Below are 11,307 nucleotides of genomic sequence, written 5' to 3' on the forward strand. Positions count from 1 at the left end.
TTAAAAGCAGCAGCTCAATTAATAAATAATGCTAAAAAACCATTAATAGTTTGGGGACAAGGCGTGATTTTAGGTCAAGCCGAAGAAGAGTTTAAAGCAGTGATTGAAAAGGCTGGAATTCCCTCTGCATGGACTATTTTGGGAGTATCTGCAATACCATCAACACATCCATTAAACGTTGGTATGGTTGGTATGCATGGAAATTATGCGCCAAATGTATTAACAAATCAGTGTGATGTATTAATAGCAATAGGCATGCGATTTGATGATCGTGTCACAGGAAATTTAGATAAATATGCAAAGCAAGCCAAAATCATTCATTTTGATATTGATTCTGCTGAAATTGATAAAAACGTAAAAACCGATGTTGCAGTATTAGGAGATTCTAAAGTCACATTGGCTTCATTGTTACCATTACTGAATAAAAACACACATACAGATTGGCATCAAGAATTCAAAGATTTATACAAAATTGAATACGAAAAAGTCATTAAAGGTGACTTGCATCCTACAAAAAAAGGTTTAACCATGGCAGAGGTGTTAAAAGAAATCAACAGTCAAACCAAAGGTGAAGCTGCCATTGTGAGTGATGTTGGTCAACACCAAATGATTGCTTGTCGTTATGCAGATTTCAACCAGACCAAAAGTAATATTACTTCTGGTGGTTTAGGCACAATGGGCTTTGCGTTACCAGCAGCAATTGGAGCAAAAATGGGAGCGCCAGATCGTGAAGTTGTTGCGATAATTGGAGATGGTGGTTACCAAATGACAATACAAGAATTAGGTACTATTTTTCAGCAGAAAATACCTGTAAAAATCGTAGTCTTAAACAATGAATTCTTAGGTATGGTGAGACAATGGCAACAGCTGTTTTTTAATAAACGTTATGCCTCTACGGAAATGGTAAATCCAGATTTTGTAGCGATTGCCAAGGGATACTTTATTGAAGCAAAGAAAGTATCTACAAGAACAGATTTAAAAGCTGCTGTTAAAGAAATGATAGCAAGTGATGGTCCATACTTTTTAGAAGTTAGAGTGGAAAAGGAAGGTAATGTTTTTCCAATGATTCCTACAGGAGCAAGTGTATCAGATATGAGATTAGAATAAACAGCGAAAAGTAAAAACATGAGTACACAAGTAACATATACAGTATCAATCTACACTGAAAACAACATTGGATTACTAAACCGTATTTCGGCAATTTTCCAAAGAAGACATATTAATGTAGAGAGTATTAATTCTTCTATTTCTGAAATTGAAAATGTAACCAAATGGACTATGGTTGTTGATCTTTCCGAAGAAAAAATGAAAAAAATCATCGGTCAGATTGAGAAGCAAGTTGAAGTTATTAAAGCTTTTTACCATACCGAAGAGGAAACAATTTATCAAGAATCTTGCATTTTTAAAATGAAATCTGATTTACTTTTTAATGAACGTCAAATTCAAAACATTATTAAAGAAAGCAATGCTAGAATAGTGACTGTAAATAAAGCGTTTTTTGTTATTGAAAAGTCTGGAAGAAAAGAAGAAATAGATTTATTATATAGAGAATTAAATGCTTTTGGGATTATGCAATATACACGTTCTGGACGTATTGCAGTGACAAAAGATGAAATGAAAATATCAACAATGCTTGCTGAATTGCAACATTAAAATAGAATAAAAAAATGTCAAATTATTTTAACACATTACCATTAAGAGCACAATTAGAGCAGTTAGGACAATGTCGTTTTATGGATGCTTCAGAATTTGAAGATGGTGTAAATGCTTTAAAAGGTAAAAAAATTGTAATTATAGGTTGTGGTGCACAAGGTTTAAATCAAGGTTTAAATATGAGAGATTCAGGATTGGATATTTCATACACGTTGCGTCAAGTTGCTATTGATCAAAAAAGAGAGTCTTATAAAAACGCAACCTCTAATGGTTTTACTGTTGGTACTTATAACGAGTTAATACCAACTGCAGATTTAGTGCTTAATTTAACACCAGATAAGCAACATACTAATGTTGTAAAAACGGTAATGCCATTAATGAAGAAAGGAGCAACATTAAGTTATTCTCATGGTTTTAATATTGTTGAAGAAGGTACAAAAATTCGTGAGGATTTAACAGTAATTATGGTTGCTCCAAAATGTCCAGGAACAGAAGTTCGTGAAGAGTATAAACGTGGATTTGGAGTGCCAACATTAACTGCTGTACATCCAGAAAATGATCCAGAAGGAAAAGGTTGGGCTCAAGCAAAAGCTTATGCAGCTGCAACTGGTGGGCATAAAGCAGGTGTTTTAGAATCTTCTTTTATAGCTGAAGTAAAGAGTGATTTAATGGGAGAGCAAACTATTTTATGTGGTTTACTTCAAACAGGAGCAATCTTATCATTCGATAAAATGGTTGAAGAAGGTATCGATGCTAGTTATGCTGCAAAATTGATTCAGTATGGTTGGGAAACAATTACTGAAGCATTGAAACATGGAGGAATAACTAACATGATGGATCGTTTATCTAATCCTGCAAAGATTAAAGCACATCAACTTTCCGAAGAACTAAAAGATATTATGCGTCCACTTTTTGAGAAACATATGGATGATATTATTTCTGGTCATTTTTCAAAAACAATGATGGAAGATTGGGCAAATGATGATGTGAATTTGCTAAAATGGAGAGCTGCAACTGGAGAAACAGCATTTGAAAAAACTGCGTTAACGTCAGATCATATTTCTGAACAAGAATATTTTGATCATGGTGTATTGTTAGTTGCTTTTGTAAAATCTGGAGTAGAATTAGCCTTCGAAACTATGGTGAGCGCAGGAATTATTGAAGATTCTGCTTACTACGAATCTTTACATGAATTACCATTAATTGCAAATACAATTGCTAGAAAGAAGTTGTTTGAGATGAATCGTGTAATTTCTGACACTGCAGAATACGGTTGCTATTTATTCGATCATGCTTGCAAACCTTTATTAACCGATTTTATGAAAACGGTTAATACTTCATTAATTGGCAAACCATTTTCAACAACAAATGCTGTCGATAATTTAGAATTAATTGAAATTAATGATGCGATAAGAAATCATCCAATAGAAGCTGTTGGTCAAAGATTAAGAACAGCAATGACAGCAATGAAGGTTATAAAATCTGATGTTGAGACTACGGATTCTGTTTTAGCATAACGCAAACATATTCCTGCAAGGTTTCAAAAATCATGTAGGTATTAAAGAAAGATTTGAAGACAGGAGAATAAGATTCCTGCCTTCGCAGGAATTATGGAAGACACAAAAACAACATATAGACCAACACTTGAAGCTATTGAAGCTGCTGCAGAAAAATTAAAAGGAATTGCATCTGTGACGCCTTTAATTAAAAATGCGAGGTATTCTAAGCAATATGGTGCAAACATTTATTTTAAGAGAGAAGACTTACAAGAGGTTCGATCTTATAAAATTCGTGGTGCATACAATAAGATTTCGTCATTAACCGAAAATCAAATTGAAAATGAAATTGTCTGTGCAAGTGCCGGAAATCACGCGCAAGGTTTTGCATTATCCTGTAAACTACTTAAAATAAAAGGCACTATTTTTATGCCTGCACCAACACCTAAACAAAAAATTGAGCAGGTAGAAATGTTTGGTGAAGATTATATAGAAATTGTTTTGGTTGGTGATACTTTTGACGATGCGTATCATGCTGCAAAAACAGAATGTGAGCGTCTAAACAAAACTTTTATTCATCCTTTTAATGATAAAAAAGTTATTGAAGGTCAAGCAACCGTAGGTTTAGAAATTATAAATCAAGCTCAAGAACATCCTATTAATTATGTTTTTCTTGCGGTTGGAGGAGGAGGACTTGCAGCTGGATTATCATCTGTTTTTAAATTATTATCACCTCAAACACGTATTATTAGCGTTGAACCTAAAGGCGCAGCTTCTATGTTAACGTCCATAAGAAACAACCAAAATATTGAGTTAAAATCAATAGATAATTTCGTAGATGGAGCAGCTGTTAAACGTGTTGGCGATTTAAATTTTGCAATTTGTAAAGAGACATTACATCGTGTTGTTGAGGTTGATGAAGGTAAAATTTGTCAGACTATTTTAGATTTATATAATAAAGATGCAATTATCGTTGAACCAGCAGGTGCTTTAAGCTTGTCTGCTCTAGATCAGTTTTCCGAAGAAATAAAAGGAAAAAATGTGGTTTGCGTAATTAGTGGAAGTAATAATGATATTACACGTACTGCAGAAATTAAAGAACGTGCATTATTATACGCGAACCTTAAGCATTATTTCATTATAAAATTTCCTCAACGTACTGGAGCCTTAAGAGATTTTGTAGTAGATATTTTAGGTCCAACGGATGATATTACACACTTTGAATATACTAAAAAAGCCAATCGAGAAAATGATGTCGCTGTTGTAGGTATCGAACTAAAATCTCCAGATGACTTAGAGTCGTTAATTACTAAAATGAAACTACATAATTTTTATGGTGATTATTTAAATGATAAGCCAGATCTGTTTCAGTTTTTGGTGTAAATAGTATTTAATCTTTAATTGTACTGCTACTTCTACCGATTAGATACAAGAGAATTGTATCAAAAAGTCAATAAAATTCCAACAAACTCAAAAATTTAAGTCAATAATTGTAATTTAGATGACTTAAAAGTTTCGCTATGTTTCAGGAATGAAAAAAACAATAAAATATTAGAAAGTAGGATGAGATTCTTGCTTTCGCAGAAACACCATGAACCAAACATTTTTAATGCGAACACATTTGACCTTTAAAAAATAATAAAACAAACAAATGAAAATAGCAATAATAGGAGCAGGAAACTTAGGTATGTCCATAGCAAAAGGTTTGTTAAAAAACGAAATGGCAACGTCTTTATATTTAACTAAGCGACACGTTAATCAGTTAGAAGGTTTAAAAGCCAACAAAAAAGTAGTGATTACAAGTGATAACGGCTTAGCGATTGAGAATTCAGATATTATTATTTTCGCTGTTCAGCCTAATCATTTATCTGCTGTTTTGCGTAAGAACAAGCAATATATAGAATCAAGACATACATTAATTTCTACTATTACAGGTTTTTCAATTGAAAAAATAGAAGCAGTTATTGGCGACAAATATTCAGTTATTCGTGCAATGCCTAATACTGCCATTGCAGTTGGAAAATCTATGACGTGTATTTGTAGTAATGAAAAAGCAATTTTAAAACTTAATATTGCCAGAAAAATATTCGATACCTTAGGAAGAACCTTAGTTATTCCAGAAAAGCAAATGCAAGCAGCAACAGTGGTTTGCGCAAGCGGAATAGCCTTTTGGATGCGAATGATTAGAGCAACAACACAAGCAGCAATTCAACTTGGTTTTGATGCTAAAGAAGCTCAAGAATTAGCAATGTTCACTGCAGAAGGTGCAGCCAATTTATTAATTACAACAGGTAATCATCCAGAAGAAGAAATTGATAAGGTAACAACACCAAAAGGTTGTACTATTGAAGGTTTAAACGAAATGGAACACCAAGGATTAAGTTCTTCACTTATTCGTGGAATGGTTGCTTCTTTTGAGAAGATTGATGGGATAAAGGATAGGACTTAGAGTTTTTTTTTTTTTTTGATTACCACTATAAATATGATTACTTTTGTAGTATATATCCTATAATCAATATCAAAACTAACCAATCATGAAACAATTTTTACTTATTCTTGCTCTATCTTTTTGCTTTTCAGTTCAAAGTCAAACTTCCAATTTTAAAAAAGCAATACTTACCAAAACTAATGGCGAGGTACAAGATGTTTTTTATAAAGTGAGAAGTTATTTAGTGGACAATAAAGGAAGTCTTAATATCTATTCCAGTCCAAACAATTTTGATAAATTAAGTATCTCTGCAAGTAATATATCTAAAATAGAATCTCATAATAGAAATATTATTATAGTTAGTGCCTTGGTTAATGGTGTAGACAAGATCAAGCCTGTTTTATTAAGAAAGTTACTTGATGGTGAGCACGTTCTTTATAAGTACATCAACAGCCTAGGAGAAAAAACTTTTGTAGATGGATTTAATGGCGATTACATAAAGTTAGGTAAAAATGCAGAAAATAAAGATGACGAATATTATAAAGAGTGGCTATTTGAAAATTTGAATCCACAGCAAAATAACACATCAAATTACATTTCATTAAACTACAATCAGAAAGAATTAAAAAAGTATTATACTGAAAACCAAAGTAACTCATCTTTATTAGTTCAAGAGGAAGAAGTGAAAGCTTTAAGTTTAGGTATATATGCAGGAATTGTGTTTAATAATTTCTCAGGCCCATTATATGCTATTGAAGAAGCAAACACAACCAACTATAAAATAGGAGTACAAGCATTAGTAAATATAGATCCAGTTAAAAACAACCACACTCTATTTGGTGGTTTTAATTATTATACAGGGTTAGATGCTGATGGAGTATCTGCAGCAAATCCGGAGTCTCAATTTCAAAGAATAGAAGTAGATACCAAAACAGAGCTTAATCTTTATTCGTTTTATTTTGGTTATCAACGTAATATTCATCTAAATAAAATATCTATATCACCTTTTGTTTCCTTTGAGCAAATGTTTTCTTCATCTTACAATAGAGTAAATGTTACTTCTAGAGAAGACCAAAGTTTAGTGTATTTTACAGAAGTTTTTAGTGAGAGTTTTAAATCTCTTAATTTTGGTTTAAAAATTGCTACACCGCAAAACATATTTATAATATTGGAGTATGGGAATTTTTTAAATGTAGAACCTATAAATTCAGTTACTAACCGAGGTGTGGAGCCTCGAATTGATATAACACGTTTGTCTGTTAGTGTGGGATATAAATTTTTATAAAACTAGATAAATAATCAAACTCTAGGCAAATCACTATCATCTTTCAAAGGTAAATGAGATGCTCCCATTAAATAAGCATCTACATGATGCGCTGCTTGTCTTCCTTCAGAAATTGCCCAAACAATTAACGATTGTCCACGACGCATATCTCCTGCTGCAAAAACACCAGAAACGTTAGTTGCGTAATCTTTAGTTGTCGCTTCTATATTGGTTCTAAAATCTATATTTAAACCAAATTGGTCTGCCAAGGTTTTTTCGGCTCCTGTAAAACCTAAAGCTAATAATGCTAAGTCGCATTCCCATTTTTTTTCTGTGCCTTCCACTTCTAAAAGTTGAGGTCGTTCTCCTGCTTCAAAAATCCATTCTACTTCAACTGTTTTTAAACCTGTTAAGTTTCCTTTTGAGTCTCCTATAAACTCTTTGGTTGATACACTAAAAAAGCGTTCTACACCTTCCTTATGAGACGACGTTGTCTTTAATTTCATAGGCCAATAAGGCCAAGGTTGATGCGCTGGACGACCTTCTGAAGGTTTACTTAGTATTTCAAAATTTGTAACCGATTTTGCACCATGACGATTAGAGGTTCCAATACAATCACTTCCTGTGTCTCCACCACCAATAACGATAACGTTTTTATTTTGTGCAGAAATAACGTTTTCAAATTTTTCTAATCCATCAACATATTGGTTGTTCAGCTTCAAAAAATCCATCGCTTGCGTGACACCTTTTAAATCTGAACCAGGAATTGGAATGCTTCGCTTAACAGTTGCTCCTCCACATAATACAATGGCATCAAAATCTTCTTTTAATTTATTAGCGTCGATGTTAACACCAACGTGTGCATTGGTTTTAATAATAATACCTTCTGCTTCTAAAACAGCAATACGTCTATCAATTACGTTTTTCTCCATTTTAAAATCTGGAATGCCATAGCGTAATAAGCCACCAACTTTTTTATCACGCTCAAAAACTGTAACAGTATGTCCTGCACGATTTAATTGTTGTGCAGCCGCTAAACCTGCAGGACCAGAACCAATAATGGCTACTGTTTTCTCTGTTCTTGTTTGTGGTGGATTGGCAGTAATCCAACCTTCTTCAAAGGCTTTTTCTACTATGTTTTTTTCAATATTCTCTATAGTTACTGGATCTTCATTAATGCCTAAAACACATGCTTCTTCGCAAGGTGCTGGACATAATCTTCCTGTAAACTCTGGAAAGTTGTTGGTTTTATGTAAAATTTCGGCAGCTTCTTTCCACTTGCCTTTATAAACTTTATCGTTAAAATCTGGAATAAAATTTCCAAGCGGACAACCACTATGGCAAAACGGAATACCGCAATCCATACAACGTGCACCTTGATTTTTCAGTTTTTCTTCTTCTAACGGAATTGTAAATTCCTTATAGTTATCGATGCGTTTTTCTGGCGCAATATAACTTTCGTCTTGACGCTTATATTCTAAAAATCCTGTTGTCTTTCCCATAATCTAAGCTATTTCTAATTGTTCTTGTTCTAATCTCACTAAGGCTTGTCTGTATTCTTCTGGTAACACTTTTTTAAACTTAGGAAGGTATGTTTTCCAGTCATCTAAAATGCGTCTTGCTATTGGACTTTCTGTAGTTTCAAAATGATTTTGAATAAGTTGTTCTAATTGTAATTCATCGTTCACATTATCAATTGGGTCAATATTTAAATCGTCTGAATTACAATTCTTTTTAAACGTTCCTTTTTCATCTAAAACATAAGCAACTCCTCCACTCATTCCTGCTCCAAAATTTCGACCTACTTCTCCAAGAATTACTGCAATTCCGCCAGTCATGTATTCGCAACCATGATCTCCAATGCCTTCTACAACAGCTTTTGCTCCAGAATTTCTTACACAAAAACGTTCGCCAGCTTTTCCGTTTATATAAACGTCTCCAGACGTTGCGCCATATAATGTTACGTTTCCTGTAATAATATTATCTTCAGGAACAATGGTACATTTTTCTGGTACTTTTATTATTAGTTTTGCGCCAGACAATCCTTTTCCTAAGTAATCATTTGTGTTTCCATGTACAGTAAAAGTTAATCCTTTGGTAGCAAATGCGCCAAAACTTTGTCCTGCAGAACCACTAAAATCGATATTTATAGTGTTTTCTGGTAAACCGTCTGCTCCATAGATTTTAGAAATTTCGTTACTTACAATCGCACCAACTGCACGATCTATATTAGTAATTGGTAATTTTAAATTTGTTTTTTGTCTTCGGAATAACGCTTGATGTGCCTGCTTAATAATCTTGAAATCTAAATGTGTTTCTAAATTATGATCTTGCTTTTCAGTATTATATAATTTTACATCATCTGCAACATCCACTTTATGAAGAATAGGAGTTAAGTCTATTCCTGAAGCTTTATAATGTTCTATCGCTTTATTTCTATTTAATTTCTGAACTTGCCCAACCATTTCATTAACGGTTCTAAAACCAAGTTTAGCCATTATCTCGCGTAATTCTTGCGCTACAAAATACATGTAGTTAACCACGTGTTCTGGCTTGCCTTTAAACTTTTTACGCAACTCGGGATTTTGTGTTGCAATACCAACTGGACAGGTATTTAAATGGCAAACACGCATCATAATACATCCTGAAGCTACCAAAGGTGCTGTGGCAAAACCAAATTCTTCTGCTCCTAATAAACAAGCAATAGCAACATCGCGACCAGTTTTTAATTGTCCATCGCATTCTAAAACGATTCTGTTTCTCAGGTCGTTCATCACTAAAGTTTGCTGTGCTTCCGCAACTCCAAGTTCCCATGGTAAACCACAATGTTTTTGAGATGTTAAAGGTGTTGCACCTGTTCCTCCATCAAAACCTGCTATTAAAACTACATCTGCTTTTGCTTTTGCAACTCCTGCTGCTACAGTGCCTACGCCAATTTCTGAAACTAATTTTACATTAATTCGTGCTTCTCTATTTGCTGATTTTACATCGTAAATTAATTGTGATAAATCTTCAATAGAATAAATATCGTGATGTGGTGGTGGCGAAATTAAGCCTACATAAGGTGTTGATTTTCTTGTTTTTGCAATTTCAGGATTCACTTTTGGTCCAGGTAATTGTCCTCCTTCACCAGGTTTTGCACCTTGTGCTATTTTTATTTGAATTTCACTTGCGCTCGTTAAATAGTTAGAAGTCACTCCAAAACGACCAGAAGCAACTTGTTTTATTGCAGAGTTTTTCCAATCGCCTTGAGAGTTTTTGTAAAAACGTTCTTGGTCTTCTCCTCCTTCTCCAGAATTAGATTTCCCTCCAATTCTATTCATGGCAACTGCTAAGTTTTCATGTGCTTCTTTACTTATTGAGCCATAAGACATCGCTCCAGTTTTAAATCGTTTTACAATCTCTGTCCAAGGTTCTACTTCTTCTAAAGGAATGGGATCGAATTGATCGAATTCAAACAAACCACGAATGGTCATTAATTGCTCAGATTGGTTGTTTACTAAATCTGAAAATTCTTTAAAAGTTGAAGCTTTATTGGTTCTAACAGACTCTTGAAGTTTAGCAACTGTTAACGGATTAAACATGTGCTTTTCTTGACCACGTCGCCATCTGTAATCGCCTCCAACTTCAATATCTACGTTGTTATTATTTGTTTTAAACGCCTTTTTATGACGTTTTACTATTTCTTTTTCAATTTCTCTTAAACCAATACCTTGAATACGTGTTGGTGTGTTTGGAAAGTACTTTTCAACTGTTTTGGTATTGATTCCTATACATTCAAAAAGTTGCGAACCACGATAAGAATTTAATGTTGAAATCCCGATTTTGTTCATCACTTTTAAAATACCTTTTCCAACGGCTTTATTATAATTTTTAATAGCTGCGAGATATTCTAAATCGGTAACATCCGAATCATTTATTTGTTTTTGTACAATCTCGTTTACTATATATGGATTTACAGCGCTTGCTCCAAAACCGAATAATAAGGAAAAATGGTGTACTTCTCGAGGTTCTGCAGATTCAATAATTAAACTAATTCTTGAACGTTTTTCTAATTTATGTAAGGCATGATTTAAATAGGAGCAGGCTAATAATGCAGGAATTGGTGCATGATTTTCATCTACAAAGCGATCTGAAAGTATAATAATATTAGCACCATTATCAATTGCTTTTGATGCTTTGGTGACTAAGTTTTCAAGTGCAACTTCTAATTCGTTTAATCCACGATTTACTTCATATAACATAGAAATGGATTCCACTTTAAAATCTGGATTAGTATCGTAATCTCTAATCTTATCTAAATCGTGCTTTGAAATTACTGGATTTTGGATTTTTAGCTTTTTGCAATGTTCTGCATTGATATCGAATATATTAACATCGCTTCCTAAAGTTAAACTAATATCTGTAATTAGTTCTTCGCGAATACCATCTAAAGGCGGATTGGTAACTTGTGCGAATAATTGTTT

General features: G+C 33.4%; 8 protein-coding genes. 6 read left to right on the top strand and 2 right to left on the bottom strand.

Annotated elements, in window-relative coordinates:
* From Q0C58_RS09010 to Q0C58_RS09035, 6 genes are all read left to right on the top strand, one after another.
* Nucleotides 1-1,107, top strand: a 1,107-nt coding sequence (locus Q0C58_RS09010; RefSeq protein ID WP_290700323.1) for a thiamine pyrophosphate-dependent enzyme, incomplete at its 5' end; no start/stop codon positions are given.
* An 18-nt stretch (nt 1,108-1,125) separates the two neighbouring features.
* Nucleotides 1,126-1,653 carry an acetolactate synthase small subunit gene (gene ilvN, locus Q0C58_RS09015; RefSeq protein ID WP_290700326.1) on the top strand — a complete coding sequence of 176 codons (528 nt, stop codon included), beginning with the start codon at nt 1,126-1,128 and terminating at the stop codon, nt 1,651-1,653.
* 14 nt (nt 1,654-1,667) lie between these two features.
* Complete coding sequence (gene ilvC, locus Q0C58_RS09020; protein WP_290700329.1) at nt 1,668-3,170, top strand: ketol-acid reductoisomerase; 1,503 nt, start codon at nt 1,668-1,670, stop codon at nt 3,168-3,170.
* Between the two features lie 93 nt (nt 3,171-3,263).
* Nucleotides 3,264-4,532, top strand: coding sequence for a threonine ammonia-lyase IlvA (gene ilvA / locus Q0C58_RS09025; RefSeq protein WP_290700332.1), 1,269 nt, complete (start codon nt 3,264-3,266; stop codon nt 4,530-4,532).
* A 268-nt stretch (nt 4,533-4,800) separates the two neighbouring features.
* Nucleotides 4,801-5,598: a pyrroline-5-carboxylate reductase gene (gene proC, locus Q0C58_RS09030; RefSeq protein ID WP_290700335.1), complete on the top strand. Its 798-nt coding sequence runs from the start codon at nt 4,801-4,803 to the stop codon at nt 5,596-5,598.
* 85 nt (nt 5,599-5,683) lie between these two features.
* Entirely contained in the window at nt 5,684-6,862 is a 1,179-nt protein-coding gene (locus Q0C58_RS09035) for a hypothetical protein (protein WP_290700337.1), read from the top strand.
* Between the two features lie 14 nt (nt 6,863-6,876).
* On the opposite strand, the gene Q0C58_RS09040 is transcribed toward Q0C58_RS09035, so the two are convergent.
* Nucleotides 6,877-8,343 carry a glutamate synthase subunit beta gene (locus Q0C58_RS09040; RefSeq protein ID WP_290700339.1) on the bottom strand — a complete coding sequence of 489 codons (1,467 nt, stop codon included), beginning with the start codon at nt 8,341-8,343 and terminating at the stop codon, nt 6,877-6,879.
* A 3-nt stretch (nt 8,344-8,346) separates the two neighbouring features.
* Nucleotides 8,347-11,307: glutamate synthase large subunit (gene gltB, locus Q0C58_RS09045; protein ID WP_290700341.1), on the bottom strand; the 2,961-nt coding region annotated here is incomplete at its 5' end.

The sequence above is a fragment of the Lacinutrix sp. genome, assembly GCF_023299985.1.
Taxonomy (GTDB): Bacteria; Bacteroidota; Bacteroidia; order Flavobacteriales; family Flavobacteriaceae; genus Lacinutrix.